Here is a 23,768-nt window from a genome sequence, read left to right as displayed (position 1 = left end):
TAGTCAGCTCTCCACGGCCTCGCTGGCCGGTTCATGGTCGCCCTTGTCGCGTGTCAGCAGCGATCGGGCAAGGATAATCACGACACCGATAGTAATCGCGGCGTCGGCAATGTTGAAGATCAGAAACGGGCGCCATTCCCCGAAATGCAGATCGAGGAAATCGACGACATAGCCATAGTCGTATCGATCCTTGATATTCCCCAGCGCCCCGCCGAGGATCATCGCCAGCCCGATAATGTCCGCCAGCTTGCGTTCGCGCAGCATCCATACGGTGACCCCGGCAGCGATCAGCCCGGTCACACCCACCAGAATCCAGCGCATTTCTTCCGACTGGGCGGTGAACATGCCGAGCGAGACGCCGTAATTGTGCGTCAGCGTGAAATTGAAGATCGGCAGATAAGTGATCGACTGGCCCAGCTCCATCGCCAGCCCATAGAGCACATAACCCTTCAGCGCCTGATCGACAGCGAAGATCGCCAGCGCAATGGCCAGCCCGATCAGGCGGTTACGCATCGCCGGGGTCATGCCATGCTATCCAATTTGGTCACCACATCTTCACACCGCCCGCATAGCGCGCCGTCTTCCGCCACTTCGGGCAGGAGGCGCCAGCAACGGCCGCATTTGTGATCGGATGTGCGGGAAACTGTCACGCTATCACTCTGTCCGCGGGCGACTGTCGCGGTGATGAACAGCTCTGCCAGATCGTAATCGGTAAAGCCTTCGGGAACGGCGGCGGCGGGCACGGTCACGTCCGCTTCCAGACTGGAACGGATCGTTTTGTCGCGGCGCAACGGTTCGATCGCCTCGGTCACGTCTTCGCGCAGTTCGCGCATCGCGGCGAAACGGGCAGCCAGCGCATCGTTGCGCCATTCGGCGGGCAGCGGGTGCCATTCGGTCAGATGCACACTGCCTCCGTCGGGGAAGCGGGTGGACCATACCTCTTCGGCGGTGAACACCAGCACCGGCGCGGCATAGCGGATCAGCGCCTGAAACAGCACGTCGAGCACAGTGCGATAAGCGCGCCGCTCGATTCCGCCCGGAGCATCGCAATAGAGCCGGTCCTTGCGGACATCGAAGAAGAATGCCGACAGGTCTTCGTTGGTGAAATCGACCAGCGCGCGGGTGTATTCGTTGAAGTCGAAATCGTCGACCGCCCGCCGCAGCACCCCGTCGAGCGCGACGAGCCGATCGAGCATATAGCGTTCGAGTTCGGGCATATCGGCCGGATCGACCGCTTCGCTGGCGTGATCGAACCCGTCGAGCGCGCCCAGCAGATAGCGGAACGTATTGCGCAGCTTGCGATACTGGTCCGCCACCCCTTTCAGGATTTCGTCACCGATCCGGTGGTCTTCGGTGAAATCGACGCTCAGCGCCCACAGACGGATGATATCCGCGCCGTACTGCTCCATCACTTTCAGCGGATCGATGGTGTTGCCGAGCGATTTGGACATCTTGCGCCCGTCGCTCGCCATCGTGAACCCGTGGGTCAGCACGGCATTGTACGGCGCGCGGCCGCGCGTCGCGCTCGATTCGAGCAGGCTCGACTGGAACCAGCCACGATGCTGGTCGCTGCCCTCCAGATAGAGATCGGCGGGCCACTGCATGTCGGGCCAGCGCCCGCTTTCCAGCACGAATGCATGGGTGCAGCCCGAATCGAACCAGACATCGAGGATGTCCGTGATCATCTCGTAATCGTCGGGGTTGTAATCCGCGCCGAGGAATTCGGCCTTGCGCGCTTCGTCCCATGCATCGACGCCTTCTTCGCGCACCGCGGCGATTACTCGGGCGTTGACTTCGGCATCCTGCAGATACTCGCCCGTGCCCGCCTTGACGAACAGCGTGATCGGCACACCCCATGCGCGCTGGCGGCTGAGCACCCAGTCGGGCCGCCCTTCCACCATGCTGCCGATGCGGTTGCGGCCTTTTTCGGGCACGAAGCGGGTTTTGGCGATCGATTCCAGGGCGATCTGGCGCAGAGTGCCCGAATGTTCGGGCGCGCCGCCTTCGTTATCCCACCGTTGTTCCGCCGGGGTTTCGGGCAGATCGACCATGCCCGGCTTGTCCATCGGCACGAACCATTGCGGGGTGCAGCGATAGATTACCTTGGCTTTCGAACGCCATGAGTGCGGGTAGGAGTGCTTGTAATCGGCAGAGGCCGCCAGCAACGCGCCCACTTCGCGCAGATCGCTGCAGATCGGGCCATCGGGGGCGTTGAAGTTGGCATTGATGACACTGCGCCGCCGGTCGTCATCGCCGCCCAGCCACGGCCAGTCGTCGCGATAGCGCCCGTCGGCCATCACCGCGAATTGCGGCTCGATCCCGTTGGCGCGGCAGAGATCGAAATCGTCCTCCCCATGATCGGGGGCCATGTGGACCAGGCCCGTGCCGCTGTCGGTGGTGACGAAATCGCCCGGCAGGAACGGGCGCGGTTTGGCATAGAAGCCACCGAGATGGTGCATGGGGTGGCGGGCGACGGTGCCCGCGAGGTCGGAGCCTTTGCCGGACCAAAGAGGTTTAAAGATATCGTCCGGAACAAACGCTGTTCGTCCGCGAAACTCCTCAAATAGCCTTGCCGCAATAACGACAATGCCTTCCCAAACTAGCTCTAGGTTGTCGGGACTTGGCGGCTTTCCGAAGTCAATCTGCCGGTGCTGCCGACCATGATGGGCCACATACTCAACATCCGGCCCATAGGCCAAAGCCTGATTGACCGGGATCGTCCACGGTGTCGTGGTCCAGATCACCGCATGGGCACCGACCAGTTCGGGGATCGGGCTTTCGACAATCTCGAACGCCACGTCGATCTGGGTCGAGGTGATGTCCTCGTATTCCACTTCGGCTTCGGCCAGCGCGGTTTCTTCGACCGGGGACCACATCACCGGCTTCGATCCGCGATAGAGATTGCCGCTTTCCGCGAACTTCATCAGTTCGGCCACGATGGTCGCTTCCGCCTGGAAATCCATCGTCAGGTAGGGATTGTCCCAGTCGCCCATGATGCCGAGCCGTTTCAGCTGTTCGCGCTGGGTATCGACCCAGTGCTGGGCATAGGCGCGGCATTCGGCGCGGAATTCGCGCGGGGGGACTTCGTTCTTGTTCCGCTTCTTCTTGCGGTACTGTTCTTCAACCTTCCATTCGATCGGCAGCCCGTGGCAATCCCAGCCCGGCACATACGGCGCATTCTTGCCGAGCAGGTTCTGCGTGCGGCACACCATGTCTTTCAGCACATGGTTGAGCGCGTGGCCGATATGCATATCGCCGTTGGCATAAGGCGGGCCATCGTGGAGGATGAATTTCTCGCGATCCGCGCGCGCGGCGCGAAGCTGTTCGTATAGCTTCGCATCCTGCCAGCGCGCCAGAATGCCCGGCTCCTTCTGAGGGAGGCCGGCCTTCATGGGAAAATCGGTCTTCGGCAGGAAGACGGTGTCCCGGTAATCGCGCTGGGTTTTATCGTCGCTCATAGGGGCGCGGCCTTAGCGGGGAGCGTCGGCGCGCGCAATCGTCCTCACTGCGATGCGCGCTTGCGGGCCAATGCCTTGTCCGCTTGCTCGCGTTCGGCATTCGATCGCGGGTCGGTATCGGGGAACAGCGCCGGGGCCACCGTCCAGATATCGTCCACCCGGATATAGCCGTTGAAGTCGCGCGGAATGCTGCCGAGCTGTTCGGGCAGGTCAAGTCCGCCGAACCCATGATCGGTTGTCCCTATCACCACATGGCTGCCCGCCGCCTTCATCCGGGCGAGCAGCTTGTTGGGCCATCCGGCATAGGCCCACTGGCCCGACAGCGGCATGATCAATGTGCGATCGGTGCACACGCTGGGCGTCGCGCCAAACCAGCCCAGCGTTTTGTATGCGCTGGCGCAAGCAGCGCCGCCTTGCGCGCTGAATGCCCAGCTTTGCGGATAGAGTTCGCGGATGCGCGCCACCGGGCCGCTTTCCTTTTCAGCATAGAAGGCATCGCCTTCCGCCACCGGATCGCGCCCCAGTGCCTTGAGCGCGGCGGCCAGCGCCTCGGCATCGCGTGGATCGCTGCTGCGGAAGACAAAAAGCAGCGGCTTGGGCTTCGCGGCGGCGATCACCTGTGCCAGCGACGGGATTGGTTCGGCCTGCTTGCCGCGCAACGGGAAGCTCTTCCCCTTGTCCGCCGTAAGGCGATAGCCGTGATCGAGCTGTTGCAATTCGGCAAGCGTATGATCGCGCACTTTGCCGCTGCCGTCTGTGCGGCAGTCGAGCATGGTGTCGGGAAAGGCGACGATCTGCCCGTCGCTGGTCGGCTGGACATCGACCGCGATCATCGCCGCCCCCAGTTGCCGCGCCATGCGGATCGAAGGCAGCGTATCGGCAATATAGCGGTGGACCGGCGGCGCGATTTCGGCGGGCGCGCAGCTATCGCTGCCGGTATGCTGCGCGGTGAACTCCTGATGCACCCCGCCGCCCCATGCGATCAGCCCGGCGCGGCCCTTGGGCGCATCGGCCATCCAGCTGGCGTTGACGAAAGTGAGCACCAGAAAAGTCGCGGCCAGCATGAAGCCGAGCCATTTGAGGAACCGCATCAGCCCAGCAACTCCCGCGCGCGGTCGCAATCCTGCTCCATCTGCGCGACCAGATCATCGAGCGAAGCGAACTTCGCCTCCGGCCGCAGGAAGTGATGGAACGCCACTTCGATTTCCTGCCCATACAGGTCGCCTGAGAAATCGAAGAAATAGGGTTCGAGCAGTTCTTTAGGGGGGTCGAAAGTGGGGCGCACCCCGATATTGGCCGCCCCCTTCAGTTCCTGTCCCGTGGCCAGCACAGTGCCTGTCACGGCATAGATGCCGAAGCGGGGGCGCAGATAATTCTCAATCGTCAGGTTGGCAGTGGGATAACCGATTTCGCGGCCCCGCTTGTCGCCATGAGTCACTACTCCGCGAATCGCGAAGGGACGCGTCAGCAGGCGAGTGGCGGTTTCCGGTTCCCCCGCCTGCAAAGCGGCGCGTATCCGGCTGGACGATACCGGTTCGCCGCTGTCCATCACCGGCGGCACGGCACGGGCCTCTATCCCGCATTGCGCCCCCAGCTGGGCCAGCATCTGCCGATTGCCTGCGCGCCCTTTGCCGAAGGTGAAATCCTCGCCTGTCACGACCCCGGCCACGCCGAGCTGTTCAGCGAGCAGTACCCGCACGAAATCGTCTGCGCTCGTGCCCGCCAGATCGGCATTGAAATGGAACACCAGCATCGCGGTGGCCCCGGCGGCGAGATAGAGTTCCTGCCGTTGTTCCAGCGTCGTCAGCCGGAATGGTGGCACGTCGGGTTTGAACAGCCGCACCGGATGCGGATCGAATGTCGCCACGATACTGGGGCGGCCGGTTTCCCGCGCCCAGCGGATCGCTTCGCCTGCCACCGCCTGATGGCCCTGATGAAATCCGTCGAAATTGCCGAGCGCGATCACCGCGCCGCGCAGCGATGCAGGGATCGGTTCGCGATGATCGAGCCATCTCATTGCGGGACCAGCCCCGCCTTGATTACGCGCAGTGCGTTCAGCCCCATGACTTTGCGGATTTCATCGGGGGTGAACCCTTCGTCGATCAGCGCCTGCGTCACCTGTTCCAGCTGGCTGGTGTCGAACCGCACCGTGGTCGCCCCGTCATAATCGCTGCCCAGCGCAACGTAATCGATCCCGACCAGATCGCGCACGTGCTTCATCGCTTTGGCTGCCGCGCGCGGGGAGGTATCGCAGATGGCAGCATCCCAGTATCCGATACCGACCACGCCGCCGGTTTTCGCGACGCCGCGAATTTCATCGTCGGTCAGGTTGCGGTTGACTTTGCAGGTCGCCTGCACCCCGCCGTGGCTGGAGACGACCGGGCGCTTGGCTATGTTCAGGATATCGGCCACGCAGGCATGGCTGCAATGGGCGATGTCGACGATCATGCCCATCTTTTCCATCCGCCGCACGGCATCGCGGCCCTTGGGTGTCAGGCCGTATTTCTTCATCCCGTGCATCGATCCGGCCAGATCGATGTCGAAGAAATGGGTCATCGATGCCATGCGGAATCCCGCCTTGTAGAGCACATCGAGATTGTTGAGATCGCCCTCCAGATCCTGCAAACCCTCGACGCTCAGCATGGCACCGACCGGCCTGGGCGATTGCGCGCGGTTGGCCAGCAGGCGGGCCAGACTGGCATCGTCGGTCACTTTCTCCAGACGCCCGTCGGACCCGGCGACCGCACGATCCAGCTTCTCGCCATGATAGAGCGAGCGTTGCAGGAGCGAAGTCCATGTACGCACCGGCTGAAGCTGCGCGACGGTCAGCGCGGTGATATTGTCGGTGTCGCCGCTGTTCGCGTCGTAATTCTGGCCCTTGGGGCTTTTGGTGACGCTGGAAAATACCTGCAGCGCGACGTTGCCCTGTTCCAGACGCGGCAGATCCTCGTGCCCGCGGCTGGCGCGTTTCAGCAGGTTGCGATCCCACATCAGCGTGTCCGAATGCAGATCGACAATCGTCAGCGTCTTGTGCAACGCTTTCGCCTGTGGGGAGACAGTGATCAGCGGTTTGCCGTCGATCCGGTTCATGCCGCCTTCGATATAGCCCGGACCGAATCCGAAAAAGCCAACCGCGGCAATCGCGATCAGCGCCAGCAGGCTCCATCCGATCTTACGTTTCATATGCCCCTCTCCAGTGTCACGAACGAATAGGCGGGGCGTTCGCCCTCTGCCGGGAAATCCTTACGCGCCGTTTCGCGCCATTCGTTGCCGAATGCAGGCATATGCGTGTCACCCACGGCATCGCAATGCACTTCTGTCAGTTCGATCCGGGTCAGGCGCGGGGCCATCAGGCGATAGATCTGCGCGCCACCGATCACATAGATGTCGCCCGCCTGTGCTTCGGCCCCGGAATCCCCCGGCGCTTGTCCGATGGCCAGCGCATCATCCACCGAATGCGCGACTTCCGCACCATCGGCCTGCCACGCAGTGTTGCGGGTCAGCACGATATGGCGGCGGCCCGGCAGCGGTTTGAGGAAACTGTCGAATGTCTTGCGGCCCATTATCATCGGGTGGCCCATCGTCAGCGCCTTGAACCGCCTGAGATCGGCGGGCAGGTGCCAGGGCAGCGCACCGTCGCGCCCGATCACGCCGTTGTCCGCACGGGCAAGGATAGCGATAATCTGCCGGGGGCGATCCGCAGTCACGGGCGGTGCCACACCCGCGTGATATGCCCCATCTTGCGCCCGTCGCGGGCATCGCGCTTGCCATACAGGTGCAGGTGAGCGGCGGGGTCGGCCAGCGATTGATGCGCGGTCAGCGCGTCTTTGCCGATCAGGTTGTCCATCGCGATTTTCGGTGCAATCGTCGCTGTGTCGCCCAGTGGCAGGCCGCAGACCGCGCGGACATGGTTTTCGAACTGGCTGGTCGCGGCCCCTTCGATGGTCCAGTGCCCCGAGTTGTGGACCCGTGGGGCCATTTCGTTGAACACCGGCCCATTGGCGGTGGCGAAGAATTCCAGCGTCAGCACCCCGACATAGCCGAGCGCGGCGGCCACTTCGCGGGCCAGTTTGCGTGCGTCTTCCACTTGTGCCGAAATCGCATCGCACGGCGGCCAGACCGATTGCGACAGGATACCATCGACATGGCGGTTCTCGGTCGAATCCCAGAACCGCACTTCGCCATCGCGGCCCCGGACGAGGATAACGGAAAACTCCGCCTGAAATTCGACGAACCCCTCATACACGCACGGCGCGCCCGGCAGGCGGATCGCGGCGATATCGTGCGCGCTGTCGATCCGCCACTGGCCCTTGCCATCGTAACCGTCACGACAGGTTTTCAGGATGCCCGGCGTGCCGATCCGTTCGACCGCGCAGGCCAGATCGTCTTCGGTATCGACTTGCGCGAACGGGGCGGGGCGGCCCCCCAGCGTTTCGACGAAGTTCTTTTCCCGCATCCGGTCCTGCGCGATTTCCAGCGCGCGGACACCGGGGAACAGCGCCCCATCCAGCGCAACGAGCGGGGCGGTGGGGATATTTTCGAATTCGAACGTCAGCACGTCGCACGCCGCGGCAAATCGGGCGAGGGCGGCGCTGTCGGTAAAGGGGGAGACAGTGCATTCGGCGCTGACTTCGGCGGCGACACTCTCGCGCTCGGGCGTGAAAATGTGGCAGCGATAGCCGAGCTGCGCGGCAGACATGGCGATCATCCGGCCCAGTTGCCCGCCGCCGAGAATGCCGATTGTCGCGCCCGGTTCGATCAGCCCGTTTCCGTTCACCCCTTGTCGTCCCCCTCTTGCCCGGTCAGTCCTGCGGCGTTTCGTTCACCGCCGCGGTGCGCGCCGCGCGCCATGCCACCAGTCGCTGCGCCAGTGCATCGTCGCCGATGGCCAGAATCGCTGCGGCCAGCAGCCCGGCATTGGTCGCTCCGGCTTCGCCAATGGCCAGTGTGCCGGTGGGCACGCCTGCCGGCATTTGCACGATGGAAAGCAGCGAATCGATCCCGTTCAGCGCCTTCGATTTCACCGGCACGCCCAGCACCGGCAGGTGGGTGAGCGCAGCGATCATGCCCGGCAGGTGTGCCGCGCCGCCAGCCCCGGCGACCACGACTTTGAAACCCTGCTCGTGCGCGGTCTTGCCGAATTCGTGCAGCCGGTCGGGCGTGCGGTGGGCGGAAACGATGCGTGCTTCGTAGCTTACCTGCAATTCACCGAGCACGTCGGCGGCGCATTTCATTGTCGGCCAGTCGGACTGGCTGCCCATCACGATTGCAACGTCGGCCATGCCTTAGCTGTCCTTGAGATAGTAACGTTCGCCGGGCACCATCGCGTCGTCGAACTGATAGACGATCGGCTGCCCGGTGGGGATTTCCAGCCCGGTAATTTCGTCGTCCGAAATGTTCGACAGGTGTTTGACCAGCGCGCGCAGCGAATTGCCGTGGGCGGAAATAATCACGGTTTCGCCGCTTGCCAGCACGGGCAGAATCTCGCTTTCCCAATAGGGCAGCACGCGTTCGATGGTCAGCTTGAGGCTTTCGGTCGCGGGCACTGGGATCCCGGCATAGCGCGGATCGCTGGCGAGATCGAATTCGCTGCCCGCGTCGAGCGGCGGCGGCGGCACGTCGAAGCTGCGGCGCCAGATGTGCACCTGTTCATCCCCATGCTTGTCGCGGGTTTCCTGTTTGTCCAGCCCGGTCAGCCCGCCATAGTGGCGTTCGTTCAGGCGCCAGTCCTTGACCTCTGGAATCCACAGACGGTGGCATGCTTCCAGTGCCAGATGCAGCGTCTTGATCGCGCGGGTTTGCAGCGAAGTGAACGCGCGCGTCGGCAACAGCCCCTTTTCCGCCAGCAATTCGCCGGCGGCGGTCGCTTCTGCCACGCCTTTTTCGGTCAGGTCGACATCCCACCAACCGGTGAAGCGGTTTTCCAGGTTCCACTGGCTCTGGCCGTGGCGGACGAGGATCAGGGTAGGCAAGGGAACGCTCCTCTCAGGCAAATCGCAGGCAATCGGGAGCGCTCGCCCCTAGCGGTCTGCGCCCTCGTTGGGAAGTGGCGCGTTTTGCGCCGGTTGCGGCACATCGTCGCTGGCCTGTGGGCCGATCGCGCGCGACTGGGCCTTGCGGCGGCGCAGATTCTCCCGCAATTTGGCGGCGAGGCGTTCTTCCCGCGTGGGTTTTTCGCTGGTTCCACTCATCGCAATGTCCTTGCCGTGGCTGGGAACGCTTGACAAGGGAGCCGGGCACTGTAAGGCGCGCCGCTCTCGATGGATGTGCTGCTGTAGCTCAGTGGTAGAGCGCACCCTTGGTAAGGGTGAGGCCGGGAGTTCAATCCTCCCCAGCAGCACCATCGATTTCCCGCAGATATTTTGTCGGCCCCGGTTTTTCGCCGGGCCTGTTGGCGCGCGCTATGCCCCTCTGCGGTATTCGACGACCTTGAAGGCGATATTGCTCCATTCATCGCGATGGAGCGCGATCGACTTGATCTTGGTGTCGAATTCCCGGCGTTTCCCGGTGTAGAGGTTGAGCGTAAACATCGAAGCGTTGGAGAGTTGGATCTTCTCAGGAAAGCGGTCTTCTCCGGGGATGAAAGACGTGACGGTGCCCTGATACCCGATGATCGACCCGTTCTTTTCCAGCTTGGTCAGGATATAGCCGTAGATGAATTTGCTACTGCCTTTCCCCGCCACGAACAGTTCGGAAAAAGCGCCATAGAACATGGCGCCTTTGCCCAGGCTCAACACTATTTCGCCTGCTAGCAGGCCGAGCAGCAACGCAATCAGCGATAATATCATCAGGCCGAACAGCGCCCCCGCGATCGTTCGCAACAGTTCGTCGGGATCGTCGGGTACGGTTTTGATATATGGATTGAAGCTTGCAACCCATGCCCCGCATTCCGAATTCACTAATGCGAGAAGAAGGCCGGCGAAGACCAAATGCGATGCCAATGCAAATGCACCGATCTGGCCGAGCCCCGCGGCCGATTTCAGGCCCGGTAGCGGAAGGTCGATTTCATCGGTTCGGGCTGTCCGATAAAATGCCCACACTGCGAATATGCCGGGCAGCACCAACGCCCCTGCGACAATGGCAAGGAGCGTGGGCTGGAACGACATGACCGAAGCGGACGGCAGGCAGCGCTAGTCGCGCATGGCCTTGCGCTGTTCATCACTCAGATCGCTGTCATGGATAACGAGAATACCATCCTTATCCGGTTTGGCAGCGGCGAGCAGACGTTCCCAACTACCATCGAATGCGGCCAGCAGCTTATCTGCTGTCATGATCGATTCAGTGGAGTTGATACGTCCGGTGCTCATAGAACAAATATAAATCGAATACAGGGGCAGATCAAGTTCACCCCGGCGTTTCCGCCCGCAGCTCTGCCCATTCGGGATGGCGGCGGAATTGCGCCTCGACATAGGAACATTGCGGCACGATGGTGAAGCCCTGTTCTTTGGCATCGGACACAAGTTTTTGCACCAGTGCCGCGGCCACGCCTTGCCCGCCGATTTCCGGGGGTACGATGGTGTGTTCGGCAATGCGGGCACTGCCGCGCGATGTCCATGTCAGGCGGCCGATCTTGTCGCTGCCGGGGACATGCGCGTGATATTCGCCGCGAGCGTCGTTGCCGTGCGTGGTGATTTCCAGTCCGTCTAGTGCCATTACGTATTGTCTCCTTCTTGCGTTCAACGTCGGCGGCGCTAGTGGCGTTCCTTATGCAATTTCTGTCCGACAACGCCGCTTCGGTCCACCCACGTGTGTGGGAGGCGATGCGAGCGGCGGACGCGGCCGACGCCCCTTATGATGGCGACCGCTGGTCACAGGCGCTCGATGCGGCGTTTTCCGCTCTGTTCGGGCGAGAGGTGGCGGTGTTGTGGGCAGCCACTGGCACAGCGGCCAATTGCCTTTCGCTGGCGAGCCTGTGTCAGCCGCATGGCGCAGTGGTGTGCCACGAAGAAGCGCATATCGAAGTGGACGAAGGCGGCGCGCCGGGGTTCTTCCTCCACGGGGCCAAGTTAATACTGGTGCCGGGAGAAAGTGCGAAACTGACCCCCGATGCAGTGCGAATGGTAATCGATCCTGTTCGCGACGATGTCCATCAGGTGCAGCCTCACGCGATTTCGGTCACCCAGGCGAGCGAGTACGGATGTTGTTATCGACCCGAAGAAATCGCCGCTATCGGATCGCTGGCGAAACAGCGCGGGCTGGGTTTCCATGTCGATGGGGCGCGGTTCGCCAATGCGGTGGCTTGGCTTGGCTGCGATCCGCGGGACGCGGTGGGCGGGGCCGATACGCTCAGCTTCGGATTCATCAAAAACGGCGGGATGAGTGCGGAAGCGATTGTGTTCTTCGATCCCGCAATGGCCGATGTTGCGCGATATCGCCGCAAACGGGCGGGGCATCTGCAATCGAAGGGGCGCTATCTCGCGGCGCAATTGCTGGTGATGCTGGAAGGCAATCTGTGGCTGGACAATGCGCGCGCGGCCAATGCGGCCGCGGCGGAAATTGCCGGGGCGTGCGGTGATCGGCTGATGCACCCGGTGGAAGCCAACGAACTGTTCGTCACACTCTCCCCCGAAGAGCGCAAAGCTCTGCGGACACAGGGTTTCTCTTTCTATGATTGGGGTGACGATGCCGCCCGGCTGGTCACCGCATGGAATACCCGCGCGGACCACGTTTCCGCTTTGTCACAGGCGATCGCCCAACTGTGAACGGCACCTCCGGCCACGGGCATTCGATACTCAGCCCCCGGATCGCGCTGCCATTCTTGCTGGTGGCGTTTATCTGGGGATCGACCTGGTATGTGATTCGCGGCCAGATCGCGGATGTGCCCGCGCAGTGGTCCATCGCCTATCGTTTCGGTATGGCCACACCGGCGATGTTCCTGCTGGCGATAATCCTGCGGAAATCGCTGGCGATGCCGCCGCGCGCGCATCTGCTGGCGCTGGCGATGGGGCTGTTCCAGTTCTGCGGCAATTACATGTTCGTCTATCAGTCCGAACTGCATCTGACATCGGGCATCGTCGCTTTGCTGATCGGGATGATGATGGTGCCCAATGCGGTGCTGGGCCACTATCTGCTCGGTCAGCCGGTTACGCGCGGGTTCGTGGTGGGCAGTGCGATTGCGCTGGCGGGAATTGCGCTGTTGCTGTTCAACGAAGCGCGGGTGGCGCCGCTGGGCGGCAATGTCATGCTGGGCACGGTTATGGCGCTGGTGGCGATGCTGTCGGCTTCGCTCGCGAATGTGCTTCAGGCCGGGCCTGCGGGCAGGGATGTGGCTCTGCCCAGCTTGCTTGGCTGGTCGATGCTCTATGGCACATTGATCGATATCCTGCTGGCGCTGGTGCTGGTGGGGGCGCCGGTCCTGCCGCGCGATCCGAATTTCTGGCTGGGCACGGCATGGCTCGCCTTCGCCGGGTCGGTGGTGACCTTCCCGCTCTATTATGCGCTGGTGCGCCAGCTTGGGGCCGGACGGGCGGCGTATAATGGGGTGCTGGTGGTGGTGATCGCGATGGTTATCTCCACTTTGCTGGAGGACTATCGCTGGACCGGGCTGGCCATCGGCGGCGCGGTGTTGGCGATGATCGGGCTGGTGATCGCTCTCCGCGCGCGACAGGCGGGGCCGCCGGGCGGCGATCAGTTGCCGTCTGTCCCCTCTGCCGCAAGGATGGCGGCCAGCCCGGACGTATAATCGCGGTAGCGCGGGCGCCAGCCCAGCACGCGCCGGGCCTTGCCATTGGCGACCCGGCGGTTTTCCGAATAGAAACCCCGCGCGGCTGGCGACAGGCCTGCTTCGCTGATCGATTGCAGCGGTGGCGGGACCACACGCAGCAGGCGGCAGGCTTCCTCCGTCACCGCTGCGCCGCTGGCGGGCAGGTCGTCTGCCAGATTGTACGCTCCGGGCGGGGCGCTGAGCGCGGCCAACGCACCGCTGGCGATGTCGTCCACATGCACCCGGCTGAACACCTGCCCCGGCATATCGATTCGCCGGGCGGTGCCGTCGCGCACTTTATCGAACGCGCTGCGGCCCGGCCCGTAAATCCCTGGCAGGCGCAGCACCCGCGCCCCCTTCGCCAGCCATGCGGCATCGGCATCGCTGCGCGCGGCCCGCCGACCGCTGCCGCCCCGGCCCACGACCGCCGCGGTTTCGTCCACCCACGCGCCGCCGGTGTCGCCATAGACTCCGGTAGAGGAAAAGTAGCCGATCCATTCGTGGTGCAGCGAATCGCCATATCGCGCCAGCACCGGATCCACCCCATCGGCGGGCGGGACGGACGACAGCACATGGCTCGCCCCCGCCAGCGCAGCGGTGACTGCCGCGTCGTCTTCGAAATCGATGTCGCCCGCGCTGCCGGTTGCGCTCACCTGCCAGCCTGCTGCCTGCAACTGCGCCGCGATTCGCGTCGCGGTGTAGCCCAGCCCGAAAATCACCATCTGTCTCATGACTGACGCTATTCGCGCATCGGGGCGGTGGACGGCAACCGCAAAGCGCCTACATAAAGTCACATGGACATTGCACGCACCCCATCGACCGCTGACGGAAACCCCCAGATGGCCGATGCGCCCCCCGTTCCGGCGCAGCCGCCGCTGATTCGCCGCGTCGATTACAAACCGTTTCCGTGGCTGGTGCCCGAAACCCGGCTGCACTTCGATCTGGGGATCGAAACCACGCGGGTCACCGCCTCGCTCAAGGTCGTGCCGAACCCCGATGCCGCGCCGGATGACGTGATTCGGCTCAATGGCGACGGTTTGCAGGTGTCATCTGTCAAACTGGATGGCTTACCAGTCAAAAACTGGGAAATGGACGGCCCGGACCTCGTTTTGCCCCTGTCCGCAGGGGCGCATGAGATCGAGATCGTGAACGAGATTGCGCCGGAAAAAAATAGCCAGCTTATGGGGCTTTACGCGTCAAACGGGATGCTCTGCACCCAGTGCGAGGCGGAGGGTTTTCGGCGGATTACCTTCTTCCCGGACCGGCCCGATATCCTGTCAACATACCTGGTGAAGATGGAAGGACCGGTGGCGCAGTTCCCGGTACTTTTGTCCAATGGAAACAAGGTGTCAGCCGGGGAAAGCGCAGGTGGGCGGCATTGGGCCGAATGGCACGACCCCTGGCCCAAGCCGAGCTACCTTTTCGCGCTGGTCGCCGGCAATCTCGTCGCCCGCACCGACAGTTTCACCACCATGAGCGGGCGCGAAGTCGATCTGGCGGTATGGGTCCGCGCGGAAGACTTGCCGCGCACCGAACATGCGATGAATTCGCTCAAGAAATCAATGAAGTGGGACGAGGAGGCCTTTGGCCGGGAATACGATCTCGACGTATTCAACATCGTAGCCGTCAGCGATTTCAACATGGGCGCGATGGAGAACAAAGGTCTCAATGTTTTCAATACGAAATACGTGCTGGCCGACCCCGATACCGCAACCGATGGCGACTATGACGCAATCGAAGGGGTGATCGGTCACGAGTATTTCCACAACTGGTCGGGCAATCGCGTAACCTGTCGCGACTGGTTCCAGCTCAGCCTGAAAGAAGGCTTCACCGTCCTGCGTGACCAATTGTTTTCACAGGATATGCAAGGCGAAGCGGTCAAGCGAATCGAAGATGTTCGTGTGTTGCGTTCGGTCCAGTTTCCGGAGGATTCGGGGCCGCTGGCGCACCCGATCCGGCCTGATAGCTTTCGTGAAATCAGCAACTTCTACACTGCTACAGTCTATAACAAAGGTGCCGAAGTCCTGCGTATGATGCGGACGATGGCGGGATCGGTGGCGTTCCGGCAAGGCACTGATTTATATTTCGAACGTCATGATGGCGAGGCCGCGACCTGCGAGGATTTCGTCAAGGCGATGGAAGATGGCGCCGGGCTGGACCTGCGGCAATTCCGCCTGTGGTATTCGCAGGCCGGAACTCCGAAAGTCGAGGTTTCTCTGACACATAAGGGCGATACGGCGATGCTGACTCTGAAACAGACCGTACCGCCCACGCCCGACCGAATCGCGAAGAAGCCGATGCCAATCCCGCTCCGCATCGCGCTGTTCGATCGCGACAGCGGCAGCCATGATGGGGAGCGACTGGTTATTCTCTCGGAAGCTGAAAAGGTTCTTTCTTTCGAGGGGTTTGCGAAGCTTCCTGTGCTGTCGATCAACCGCGGCTTTTCGGCTCCGGTATCGATCGAACGTGAAGTTTCGACCGAAGATCTCGTATTCCTTGCCGCGCATGACGACGATCCATTCGCCCGTTACGAAGCGATGCAGGATCTGGTGGTCGCCCACCTCGTCGCGGCATGCAGCGATTCGCTGCCCGGCACCGCGCTGGAGGCAGGGCGTGCGGCCATCGCCGGTGCCCTGCGGAAAGTGCTGACCGACGACCGGCTCGACGATTCGATGCGGGGCGAGCTGATGATGCTGCCCAGCCAGACTTATCTTGCAGAACAGTTCCTTATCGCAGATCCGGGTCGCATTCATACCGAGCGCGAAGCCCTGAAGGTGGCGCTGGGTGAGGCGTTGGAAAGCGAGCTGGTGACGCTCCACGAACGGGCCAGTAAATTGCCCGCGACACTCGATCATGCTGCGCGCGGTGCACGCAAGGTGAAGTCACAGGCGCTGGTCTATCTGGCGGCAGGCAATCCTGAGGAGGCCGCAAAAATTGCCGCTGCACAATATGATACGGCGCAGACGATGACCGATCGCCAGGGCGCGCTGATGGTGTTGACCGGGTTGCCGGGAGTGGCGCGTACCGACCGGCTGATCGATTTCTACAACCGTTATCGCGGGAACGAGTTGGTGATCGACAAGTGGTTCGCGTTGCAGGCCAGTTCGCTTCATCCCGATGCGATCGAGCATGTGAAAGCATTGGCGAATCACCCGGATTTCAATTTGCGAAATCCCAATCGGGTACGAAGCCTCTTTATGGCTTTTGCGGGCAACCCGCATGCATTCCATGCCGCCAGCGGGGAAGGGTATCGCCTGATTGCCGATCTGATTCTCACGCTTGATCCAATCAATCCGCAGACAGCAGCCCGATTTGTTCCGCCGCTGGGGAGGTGGCGCCGGATCGAACCGCAGCGGGCCGCATTGATGCGTGCAGAGCTGGAGCGGATAGCAGCCGTCGATGGACTTTCGCGCGATACATATGAACAAGTGAGCCGCTCGCTTGGCTGAGGCACTTATCAGCAAGCGGCTCATCGGCATTCCGCATGGTTTCATGACCCGGCGGGGCGGTGTGTCGCGCGGCACGGTGTCGGGCCTGAACTGCGGATACGGCGCAGAGGACGATCCTGCGGCGGTGGCGGAGAATCGGCGCCGTGCGGCGGATGCTGTGATGCCCGGTGCACGGTTGGTCGGGCTCTATCAGGTGCATTCGCCCGATGTTGTGACCGTGGATAACCCGTGGAGTGACGACGACCGGCCAGAGGCGGATGGATTCGTTACGGCGCAACCCGGCATCCTGCTCGGCATCGTGACCGCCGATTGTGCGCCGGTATTGTTTGCCGACCGGGAAGCCGGGGTGATCGGTGCAGTGCACGCAGGGTGGCGCGGTGCACATGACGGGGTGCTTGAACGCACAGTCAATGCGATGGAATCGCTTGGGGCCGGCCGCAATCGTATCGTTGCCGTTGTGGGGCCGTGCATTGCCCGGCAAAGCTACGAAGTAGACGATGGATTTCGGAAGCAGTTTGCCGAGGCTGACGCGGAATGGTTCGCTGCTGGCCGGGCGGGGCACTGGCAGTTCGATTTGCCGGGCTATGTCCTCTCGCGGTTATCGGCTTGCGGTGTGTCTCAGGCCGAATGGATCGGTCGCGATACTTACACGGATGAGGCGTCATTTTACTCGTTCCGACGGGCCACGCATCGCGGCGAGGCCGACTATGGAAGGCAGCTTTCGTTGATCGGCCTCAATGGCATCGATCCCACAACCGTCTAAAATTCGCCACAATGCCGGGTTGGCAACCCGTTAAAGGGAAGCTACACGGCACCGCTAACCGGGGCTTGCGGGGGGCATTGCGTCTGCTCGTGGCAATTCGCGCAACAGGGGTATGCCGTTTTTCGGGCTGCTCTTGTCGCATCGTATCCGGTTAAACGTAATTCTTCTCCCGTGCATCCGCGCGGGGCACCGTGTGAGGGCAGGCACAGCTGATGGCTGACACGACTGGGACCGTTCAACCCGAAACCGCCGATATCGGCGAAGATGGGGTGCGGCGGCGCGATTTCATCAATATTGCGGCAATTGCCGCTGCGGGCACTGGTGGGGTTGTTACCCTGCTGCCATTGATCAGCCAGATGGCGCCGAGCGCCGACGTTCTGGCCGCGAGTACGACTGAGGTCGATATCTCCAAGATCGAACCGGGACAGGCGATCAAGGCGCTGTTCCGCCGTCAGCCGCTGTTCGTGCGTAACCTGACGCCGAAGGAAATTGCGGAAGCCGATGCGGTTCCGATGTCCGAGCTGCGCGATCCGCAGACATTGGAAGAGCGGACCAAGCCTGGCAAAACCAACTGGCTGATTACAATGGGTGTTTGTACTCACCTTGGCTGTACCCCGCTGGGGGCCGGGCCGGGTGAGGATCGCGGGCCGTATGGCGGGTATTTCTGCCCGTGCCACGGCTCGGCCTACGATACCGCCGCGCGGATCCGCAAGGGTCCCGCCCCGACGAACCTTGAGGTTCCCGAATACGAGTTCACGTCCGATACGGTCGTGAAGGTCGGCTGAGGATAAGAGAGCGACGACGATGAGCTTCCCCTGGGCCAAGCAATACGAACCCAAGCATCCACTGATGCGCTTTCTTGACGAGAAGCTGCCGATGCCGCGTCTCGTCTATAACGCGATCGGCAGCGGGTATCCCGTTCCGCGCAATCTCAACTACATGTGGAATTTCGGCGTTCTCGCCGGATTCTGCCTTATGTTGCAGATTGTTACCGGTGTCGTTCTAGCGATGCATTATGCCGCCAACACGCAAGTGGCGTTCGGCACCACCGAACATATCATGCGCGACGTCAACTGGGGCTGGATGATGCGTTATATGCACGCCAACGGCGCCAGCGCGTTCTTCGTAGTGGTTTATCTCCATATTTTCCGTGGCTTCTACTACTCTTCGTACAAAGCGCCGCGTGAAATGGTGTGGCTGCTTGGCGTGGTCATCTTCCTCTTGATGATGGCGACGGCCTTCATGGGGTACGTGCTGCCGTGGGGCCAGATGAGCTTCTGGGGCGCAAAGGTTATTACCGGCCTGTTCGGTGCGCTCCCTGTGGTTGGTGAGCCGATTCAGATTTGGTTGCTGGGTGGTTATGCGCCCGATAACGCCGCGCTCAACCGGTTCTTCAGCCTGCACTTCCTGCTGCCGTTCGTGATTGCGGCGGTGGTTATCCTGCATATCTGGGCGCTGCACATTCCGGGCTCGTCGAACCCGACCGGCGTTGAAGTGAAAAGCGAAAGCGATACGATCCCGTTCCACCCGTATTACACGGCGAAGGATGGTTTCGGACTGGGCGTGTTCCTGATCCTCTATTTCGCGATGGTGTTCTTCCTGCCGAATTACCTCGGCCACCCGGATAACTACATCGAAGCGAATCCGATCTCGACCCCGGCGCACATCGTTCCCGAATGGTATTTCTGGCCGTTCTACGCGATCCTGCGCGCTTTCACCGCTGACATCTTCTTCGGCCTTATCCCGGCCAAGCTGATGGGTGTGCTGGCGATGTTCAGCGCGATCCTGTGCTGGTTCTTCCTGCCCTGGCTGGACAAGGGACCGGTGCGGTCGGGCCATTATCGCCCGCTGTTCCGCAAGTTCTTCTGGTTCGGTCTGATCCCGACGATGCTGGTGCTGTTCTATTGTGGCGGCGCCCCGGCGGAAGAGCCTTATGTGATGCTCAGCCAGTTGGCGACGGCATATTACTTCCTCCACTTCCTCGTGATCCTTCCGATCATCTCTTCGATCGAGAAGCCCGAGCCGCTGCCCTATTCGATCACCGAAGCGGTGCTCGGCAAGGATGAAGCGGCGCAGCTCGGCGATAGTGCCGACACGGCGAAGTAAGCGACAGGTTCAAGGGAAAGCGCACGTCATGATCCGCATCTTCGGTATCCTCGCCGGCCTGTTCTTCAGCCTCTCGGTGTTGTGGGCCTTCATCAGCGGCGCGATCGCCGTTGCGCCGGTGCTGGGCGAATATGGCCAGTTCACCGAACCGATGGCCGACAAGGTGTTCCACGAAAAACACCCGCCTGCTCTGCATCTGCAAAGCGATGGCCCGTTCGGCACCTGGGATCTCGCCCAACTCCAGCGCGGCTTCCAGGTTTACAAGGAAGTCTGTGCTGCCTGCCATAGCCTGAAGTTCGTCGCATTCCGCGATCTGGAAGAACTTGGTTATGACAAGGGGCAGGTGAAGACGATTGCTGCCGGTTTCCAGGTGCCCGGAGTTGATCCGAACACTGGCGAAGCAACCACGCGACCGGGGATGCCGACGGATTATTTCCCGTCCCCTTATCCCAACGAAACAGCGGCGAAGGCTGCAAACAACAATGCTGTTCCGCCAGATCTTTCGCTGATGGCGAAGGCCCGGCATGGTGGCCCGGCATATATTCATGCGATCCTGACCGGGTATGGCCCGGAACCGGAAGCGCTGAAACAGCAGTTCCCGGACTTCAAGGTTCCTTCCACGGGGCATTACAACAAGTACTTCCCGAGTCTGGCAATCGCGATGCCGCCGCCGCTGACTGCGGAAGGCCAGGTTAGCTACGCCGAAGGACAGCCGAAGCCGACGATAGAGCAGATGTCGACCGACGTCTCTGCCTTCCTCGAATGGACTGCTGAGCCCAAGAAGGTGAAGCGCACCCAGACAGGCTGGCCGGTGCTTGGCTTCCTGCTGTTTGCTACGATCCTCGCCTACCTCGCGAAGAAGCAGGTATGGGCGGCGCTCAAGCCGAAGAAAAAGCACACCGCCTGATCGGTTTGCGATGAACTTGTGAACGCGCCCCTCCATCCGGTGATGAGAGGGGCGCTTCCTTTTTGGGAGCCGCGAATGACCCCGACAGAGCTACGCGGGCTGATCCGCACAGTGCCGGACTTTCCCGAGCCGGGCATCCAGTTTCGCGATATCACCACGCTGATCGCTCATGGCGAAGGCTTTCGGGCTGCTGTTGGGCATCTCGCCAAGGCGGCGCAGCAAAGTGGTGCAGAGGCAATCGCCGGGATGGAGGCGCGGGGATTCATTTTCGGCGCTGCAGTGGCGGTGGAGCTGGGAATCGGCTTCATTCCGGTGCGTAAACCCGGAAAGCTGCCGGTGCCGACGATTGGTATCGATTATGCGCTCGAATACGGAACCGATCGGCTTGAAATCGATCCCGATGCAATCCGTCCCGGTCAGCGTATCTCTATTGTCGACGATCTGATTGCCACTGGCGGCACGGCCGTGGCCGCGACCAGACTACTGCGAAAGGTAGGGGCAGTAGTCAGCTCCGCCCATTTCGTGATCGATCTGCCTGATCTCGGTGGAGCGACCCAATTGCGAGAGCAGGGCGTGCGCGTTGATGCTCTGATCGACTTCGAGGGTGACTAACTCACCTCGATCTTTACTTTAACAGAAACCGAATCGATTGCCGGTGCATTGATAGCGGGCAAAACGCATTTTCGCGCCACATCCGGGGGACAATGGAACAACAGGCACTCGTAATCGCGCTTGTCGGCGTGCTGGGCATTGGCGCGCAATGGATTGCGTGGCGGACTGGCTGGCCCGCAATCGTACTGATGTTGGTGGCCGGATTTCTCGCCGGTCCGGTCCTCAACCTGTTCGATCCGGAGGCTGCGTTTGGCCCGATGCTGGGGCCGATGATCTCGATCGGGGTCGCATTGATCCTGTTCGAAGGCGGTCTGAGCCTCGATTTGCGCGAATTGCGCCATGCGGGCGACGGGGTCTGGCGACTGTTTCTGTTCGGCATCCCACTGGGCTGGTTTTTCGGCGCCTGGGGGCTGCACTTTGCGGGGCTGGTATGGCCTGTCGCTGTGCTGTTCGCAGGCATTCTGGTCGTCACAGGGCCGACGGTGGTTATGCCGCTGCTCCGGCAGGCAAGCGTGCAGCCGCGCCCCGCCGCGATCCTGAAATGGGAAGCAATCGTCAACGATCCCGCCGGTGCGCTGTGCGCTGTGGCGGCTTACGAATACTTCCGCCTGTCCGCCAATGGAGCGACTCTTTTCGAAGTCGTCCCGCCGATGATCGTGGCGGCTGTGCTGGCTGCGGCGCTCGGATATGCGGCGGCATGGGTAATTGCTTACCTGTTCCCCAGAGGGATGGTGCCTGAATACCTGAAAGTCCCGGTGCTGCTGACAATGGTGATCGCGGTATTCGTGGCAGCCAATCTTATAGAGCATGAAGCCGGGCTGGTATCTGTCACGGTCATGGGCGTGGCACTGGCCAACATGAATGTGCAGTCTTTGCGCTCAATCCATCCGTTCAAACAAAATATCGCCGTTCTGCTGGTGTCCGGCATATTCATTCTGCTGTCGGCTTCGCTCAATTTCGAAGAGCTGCGCTATCTCGAATGGCGGATCGGTCTGTTCCTGCTGGGGCTGTTGTTCATCATCCGCCCGGCGACTGTTCTGATCGCCCTGCTCGGTAGTTCTGTGCCGTGGCGCGAGCGGCTATTTTTGGCGTGGATTGCACCGCGTGGGATCGTTCTGGTCGCGATCAGCGGGTTGTTCGCCCTGCGCCTTGCGGACCTTGGTTATGCCGATGGGAATATCCTGATTGGCCTGAGCTTCGCTGTGGTGGTGGCAACAATTGTCTCTAGCGGATTCACGGTGAACCTTGTGGCGCGCTTGCTGGGCGTGAAGGGCACTACCCGGCCGGGGCTGCTGATCGTGGGGGCAACGCCGTGGACCATTGCTCTGGCAAGACAGATGAACGAGCTGAAAACGCCGGTCATGATCGTCGATTCCAGCTGGCAGCGACTTGCGCCGGTGCGGCAACAGGGTTTGCCCTTTTATCATGGCGAAATCCTCAACGAAGCGACCGAGCATAATCTCGACCTCACACCGTTTCAGGTGCTCGTCGCAGCTACGGAAAATGAAGCGTACAATGCGCTCGTCTGTAATGAATTTGCCTACGAGATCGGTCGCGATGCGGTCTATCAACTGGGTGAAGCGAGCGAGAATGACGATTATCGTGCCTTGCCTGAATCCCTGCGTGGGCGCGCGCTGTTCCAGTCCGGTTTCGGAGTGGAAGATGTAGGCCAGCTCAAGCGGGAAGGTTGGGTGTTCCGTCGCACTCGCCTGTCCGATCAGTTCGATTTCAACGATGCACAGCAGAAGCTGCCCGAAGCAAATCAGATGTTATTGTTGTTAAGGCCCGATGGGACAATGCGGTTCTTCAGCCACGCTGTGCAACCGCAACCGCGTGCAGGCGACACGATAATCTCATTCTCGCCCCCACAGCCGAAGACACCCGAAGAGGTGGCGGCAAAAAAAGCAGCAAAACGTGGCAGCAAGGCACAGACGGCATAAGATACAGGAGAGGACAATGATCGATCTGATCAAAGCGGCGAAAGCAATGGCGATATGCAGTGGAACGGCATTGATCCTGTCGGCGTGCCATCGCGGCGGCTCTTCCGATGAAGCGACCGATACGGCAAGCTCAGCAACCGATGTCGCACCCACTCCATCCGATGCAGCGAGCGAAGGGGGCGAAAAAATTTCTATCTTTCGGCCTGATGTCGAAATTGCACGCGAGCCCAAGCCGATGGCACCGCTGTCCATGCGGATCGGATTCGACGACGGCGGCAGCGAGCTTTCCGACGCGGCTCGAAAGGTTCTTCAGGAAGTGCTCAATTCGCCGCAAATGAAGGCGGGCGGCGCGATCGTTCTGGGCGGGCACACCGATTCGGCAGGCAACGACGCAGCCAACCTTCGCGCCAGTCGGAAGCGAGCCGAAACGGTTCGCGACTGGCTGATCGAACATGGGGTCGCGGAAAAGCGCATTACCGTGATCGCATTCGGAGAACAGAATCCAGTCGCACCCAATGCCAAAGACGACGGTACGCCCGATGAAGACGCGCGCGCCCGTAACCGCCGGGTCGATATCACCATTGCAGTCCCGCCTGGAACTCCGGAAGCAGCCAAGTCAGGTGCGGCGGAAACGCTGGTGGACGAACTGACGACCACGCGCTGAGGTATTTCCGGGCTGAAATCGACAACGAGTGAAAGCTGGGCGTTGACGAAACCGCTATCCTCGTGGCAAGCGCCTGAGGCCTGAGCGGGTATAGCATAGTGGTAATGCTCCAGCCTTCCAAGCTGGCTAGAGGGGTTCGATTCCCCTTACCCGCTCCAGCCTCACC

Annotated in this window: 24 protein-coding genes and 2 tRNA genes; 12 read left to right on the top strand and 14 right to left on the bottom strand. The window is 61.6% G+C overall.

The window, feature by feature from the left end; genetic code table 11:
• Positions 1-3: 3 nt before the first annotated feature.
• The 10 genes from lspA to D6858_RS15745 are packed head-to-tail and all read right to left on the bottom strand — an operon-like array spanning position 4 to position 9,649.
• Positions 4-525, bottom strand: a complete 522-nt coding sequence (gene lspA / locus D6858_RS04655) for a signal peptidase II (RefSeq protein ID WP_190276461.1) — start codon at positions 523-525, stop codon at positions 4-6.
• Positions 522-3,458: an isoleucine--tRNA ligase gene (gene ileS, locus D6858_RS04650; RefSeq protein ID WP_120107600.1), complete on the bottom strand. Its 2,937-nt coding sequence runs from the start codon at positions 3,456-3,458 to the stop codon at positions 522-524. Before ileS ends, lspA begins: the two co-directional genes overlap by 4 nt.
• Before the next feature lie 44 nt (positions 3,459-3,502).
• A complete protein-coding gene (locus D6858_RS04645; protein ID WP_120107598.1) occupies positions 3,503-4,549 on the bottom strand; it encodes a glycerophosphodiester phosphodiesterase family protein in 1,047 nt (348 codons plus the stop codon).
• Entirely contained in the window at positions 4,549-5,475 is a 927-nt protein-coding gene (locus D6858_RS04640; protein ID WP_120107595.1) for a bifunctional riboflavin kinase/FAD synthetase, read from the bottom strand. Before D6858_RS04640 ends, D6858_RS04645 begins: the two co-directional genes overlap by 1 nt.
• The gene (locus D6858_RS04635) at positions 5,472-6,641 is read right to left on the bottom strand and encodes a dipeptidase (protein ID WP_120107593.1); all 1,170 of its coding nucleotides are present in this window, start codon (positions 6,639-6,641) and stop codon (positions 5,472-5,474) included. Before D6858_RS04635 ends, D6858_RS04640 begins: the two co-directional genes overlap by 4 nt.
• Complete coding sequence (locus D6858_RS04630; protein ID WP_205664874.1) at positions 6,638-7,165, bottom strand: dihydrofolate reductase; 528 nt, start codon at positions 7,163-7,165, stop codon at positions 6,638-6,640. The genes D6858_RS04635 and D6858_RS04630 overlap by 4 nt, the downstream gene beginning before the upstream one ends.
• Entirely contained in the window at positions 7,162-8,220 is a 1,059-nt protein-coding gene (locus tag D6858_RS04625; RefSeq protein WP_120107946.1) for a 5-(carboxyamino)imidazole ribonucleotide synthase, read from the bottom strand. The genes D6858_RS04630 and D6858_RS04625 overlap by 4 nt, the downstream gene beginning before the upstream one ends.
• Before the next feature lie 40 nt (positions 8,221-8,260).
• Positions 8,261-8,740, bottom strand: coding sequence for a 5-(carboxyamino)imidazole ribonucleotide mutase (gene purE, locus D6858_RS04620; RefSeq protein ID WP_120107590.1), 480 nt, complete (start codon positions 8,738-8,740; stop codon positions 8,261-8,263).
• Between the two features lie 3 nt (positions 8,741-8,743).
• Positions 8,744-9,430 carry a 2,3-diphosphoglycerate-dependent phosphoglycerate mutase gene (gene gpmA, locus D6858_RS04615; RefSeq protein WP_120107587.1) on the bottom strand — a complete coding sequence of 229 codons (687 nt, stop codon included), beginning with the start codon at positions 9,428-9,430 and terminating at the stop codon, positions 8,744-8,746.
• A 48-nt stretch (positions 9,431-9,478) separates the two neighbouring features.
• Positions 9,479-9,649 carry a hypothetical protein gene (locus D6858_RS15745; protein ID WP_165859632.1) on the bottom strand — a complete coding sequence of 57 codons (171 nt, stop codon included), beginning with the start codon at positions 9,647-9,649 and terminating at the stop codon, positions 9,479-9,481.
• A gap of 77 nt (positions 9,650-9,726) precedes the next feature.
• On the opposite strand from D6858_RS15745, the gene D6858_RS04610 reads away from it, so the two are divergent.
• Positions 9,727-9,801, top strand: a tRNA-Thr gene (locus D6858_RS04610).
• Between the two features lie 58 nt (positions 9,802-9,859).
• Here D6858_RS04610 and D6858_RS04605 read toward each other — a convergent pair.
• Genes D6858_RS04605 through D6858_RS04600 form a run of 3 tightly spaced genes read right to left on the bottom strand, consistent with a single transcriptional unit; the run spans position 9,860 to position 11,111 of the window.
• Positions 9,860-10,564, bottom strand: a complete 705-nt coding sequence (locus D6858_RS04605; RefSeq protein WP_120107585.1) for a hypothetical protein — start codon at positions 10,562-10,564, stop codon at positions 9,860-9,862.
• Positions 10,565-10,588: 24 nt separating this feature from the next.
• Entirely contained in the window at positions 10,589-10,765 is a 177-nt protein-coding gene (locus tag D6858_RS15740; RefSeq protein WP_165859631.1) for a hypothetical protein, read from the bottom strand.
• A 37-nt stretch (positions 10,766-10,802) separates the two neighbouring features.
• The gene (locus tag D6858_RS04600) at positions 10,803-11,111 is read right to left on the bottom strand and encodes a GNAT family N-acetyltransferase (RefSeq protein WP_120107583.1); all 309 of its coding nucleotides are present in this window, start codon (positions 11,109-11,111) and stop codon (positions 10,803-10,805) included.
• 53 nt (positions 11,112-11,164) lie between these two features.
• On the opposite strand from D6858_RS04600, the gene D6858_RS04595 reads away from it, so the two are divergent.
• A complete protein-coding gene (locus tag D6858_RS04595; protein WP_120107581.1) occupies positions 11,165-12,160 on the top strand; it encodes a threonine aldolase family protein in 996 nt (331 codons plus the stop codon).
• On the top strand, positions 12,157-13,140 hold the full coding sequence (locus tag D6858_RS04590; protein ID WP_240623690.1) for a DMT family transporter: 984 nt from the start codon (positions 12,157-12,159) through the stop codon (positions 13,138-13,140). Before D6858_RS04595 ends, D6858_RS04590 begins: the two co-directional genes overlap by 4 nt.
• Here D6858_RS04590 and D6858_RS04585 read toward each other — a convergent pair.
• On the bottom strand, positions 13,086-13,892 hold the full coding sequence (locus tag D6858_RS04585; protein WP_120107577.1) for a Rossmann-fold NAD(P)-binding domain-containing protein: 807 nt from the start codon (positions 13,890-13,892) through the stop codon (positions 13,086-13,088). The two genes, D6858_RS04590 and D6858_RS04585, sit on opposite strands and share 55 nt — an antisense overlap.
• Before the next feature lie 63 nt (positions 13,893-13,955).
• Here D6858_RS04585 and pepN point away from each other — a divergent pair, with 63 nt between their 5' ends.
• The 9 genes from pepN (at position 13,956) to D6858_RS04540 (ending at position 23,760) form a co-directional block, all read left to right on the top strand.
• Entirely contained in the window at positions 13,956-16,610 is a 2,655-nt protein-coding gene (gene pepN, locus D6858_RS04580) for an aminopeptidase N (RefSeq protein ID WP_120107575.1), read from the top strand.
• Positions 16,611-16,653: 43 nt separating this feature from the next.
• Positions 16,654-17,373, top strand: a complete 720-nt coding sequence (pgeF, locus tag D6858_RS04575; protein ID WP_120107944.1) for a peptidoglycan editing factor PgeF — start codon at positions 16,654-16,656, stop codon at positions 17,371-17,373.
• 212 nt (positions 17,374-17,585) lie between these two features.
• A complete protein-coding gene (gene petA / locus D6858_RS04570; protein ID WP_120107573.1) occupies positions 17,586-18,158 on the top strand; it encodes a ubiquinol-cytochrome c reductase iron-sulfur subunit in 573 nt (190 codons plus the stop codon).
• Between the two features lie 19 nt (positions 18,159-18,177).
• Entirely contained in the window at positions 18,178-19,479 is a 1,302-nt protein-coding gene (locus D6858_RS04565) for a cytochrome b (RefSeq protein ID WP_120107571.1), read from the top strand.
• 28 nt (positions 19,480-19,507) lie between these two features.
• Positions 19,508-20,386: a cytochrome c1 gene (locus D6858_RS04560; RefSeq protein ID WP_120107569.1), complete on the top strand. Its 879-nt coding sequence runs from the start codon at positions 19,508-19,510 to the stop codon at positions 20,384-20,386.
• A gap of 75 nt (positions 20,387-20,461) precedes the next feature.
• Complete coding sequence (locus D6858_RS04555; RefSeq protein WP_120107567.1) at positions 20,462-20,998, top strand: adenine phosphoribosyltransferase; 537 nt, start codon at positions 20,462-20,464, stop codon at positions 20,996-20,998.
• A gap of 92 nt (positions 20,999-21,090) precedes the next feature.
• Complete coding sequence (locus D6858_RS04550) at positions 21,091-22,938, top strand: cation:proton antiporter (RefSeq protein ID WP_120107565.1); 1,848 nt, start codon at positions 21,091-21,093, stop codon at positions 22,936-22,938.
• Positions 22,939-22,954: 16 nt separating this feature from the next.
• Entirely contained in the window at positions 22,955-23,602 is a 648-nt protein-coding gene (locus tag D6858_RS04545; protein ID WP_120107563.1) for an OmpA family protein, read from the top strand.
• An 84-nt stretch (positions 23,603-23,686) separates the two neighbouring features.
• Positions 23,687-23,760: transfer RNA gene (locus tag D6858_RS04540), tRNA-Gly, on the top strand.
• Positions 23,761-23,768 lie beyond the last annotated feature (8 nt).

It is taken from the genome of Tsuneonella suprasediminis (genome assembly GCF_003605755.1).
GTDB classification, from domain to species: Bacteria; Pseudomonadota; Alphaproteobacteria; order Sphingomonadales; family Sphingomonadaceae; genus Tsuneonella; species Tsuneonella suprasediminis.
The sequence above is the reverse complement of the archived record's forward strand: the minus strand, read 5'-3'. Positions and strand labels throughout refer to the sequence as shown.

Coding starts and splice junctions, on each gene's coding strand:
- lspA (WP_190276461.1), bottom strand. CDS start 525: ATGACCCCGGCGATGCGTAACCGCCTGATCGGGCTGGCCATTGCGCTG.
- ileS (WP_120107600.1), bottom strand. CDS start 3,458: ATGAGCGACGATAAAACCCAGCGCGATTACCGGGACACCGTCTTCCTG.
- D6858_RS04645 (WP_120107598.1), bottom strand. CDS start 4,549: ATGCGGTTCCTCAAATGGCTCGGCTTCATGCTGGCCGCGACTTTTCTG.
- D6858_RS04640 (WP_120107595.1), bottom strand. CDS start 5,475: ATGAGATGGCTCGATCATCGCGAACCGATCCCTGCATCGCTGCGCGGC.
- D6858_RS04635 (WP_120107593.1), bottom strand. CDS start 6,641: ATGAAACGTAAGATCGGATGGAGCCTGCTGGCGCTGATCGCGATTGCC.
- purE (WP_120107590.1), bottom strand. CDS start 8,740: ATGGCCGACGTTGCAATCGTGATGGGCAGCCAGTCCGACTGGCCGACA.
- D6858_RS15745 (WP_165859632.1), bottom strand. CDS start 9,649: ATGAGTGGAACCAGCGAAAAACCCACGCGGGAAGAACGCCTCGCCGCC.
- D6858_RS04605 (WP_120107585.1), bottom strand. CDS start 10,564: ATGTCGTTCCAGCCCACGCTCCTTGCCATTGTCGCAGGGGCGTTGGTG.
- D6858_RS15740 (WP_165859631.1), bottom strand. CDS start 10,765: ATGAGCACCGGACGTATCAACTCCACTGAATCGATCATGACAGCAGAT.
- D6858_RS04600 (WP_120107583.1), bottom strand. CDS start 11,111: ATGGCACTAGACGGACTGGAAATCACCACGCACGGCAACGACGCTCGC.
- D6858_RS04595 (WP_120107581.1), top strand. CDS start 11,165: ATGCAATTTCTGTCCGACAACGCCGCTTCGGTCCACCCACGTGTGTGG.
- D6858_RS04585 (WP_120107577.1), bottom strand. CDS start 13,892: ATGAGACAGATGGTGATTTTCGGGCTGGGCTACACCGCGACGCGAATC.
- pepN (WP_120107575.1), top strand. CDS start 13,956: ATGGACATTGCACGCACCCCATCGACCGCTGACGGAAACCCCCAGATG.
- pgeF (WP_120107944.1), top strand. CDS start 16,654: ATGACCCGGCGGGGCGGTGTGTCGCGCGGCACGGTGTCGGGCCTGAAC.
- petA (WP_120107573.1), top strand. CDS start 17,586: ATGGCTGACACGACTGGGACCGTTCAACCCGAAACCGCCGATATCGGC.
- D6858_RS04565 (WP_120107571.1), top strand. CDS start 18,178: ATGAGCTTCCCCTGGGCCAAGCAATACGAACCCAAGCATCCACTGATG.
- D6858_RS04560 (WP_120107569.1), top strand. CDS start 19,508: ATGATCCGCATCTTCGGTATCCTCGCCGGCCTGTTCTTCAGCCTCTCG.
- D6858_RS04555 (WP_120107567.1), top strand. CDS start 20,462: ATGACCCCGACAGAGCTACGCGGGCTGATCCGCACAGTGCCGGACTTT.
- D6858_RS04550 (WP_120107565.1), top strand. CDS start 21,091: ATGGAACAACAGGCACTCGTAATCGCGCTTGTCGGCGTGCTGGGCATT.
- D6858_RS04545 (WP_120107563.1), top strand. CDS start 22,955: ATGATCGATCTGATCAAAGCGGCGAAAGCAATGGCGATATGCAGTGGA.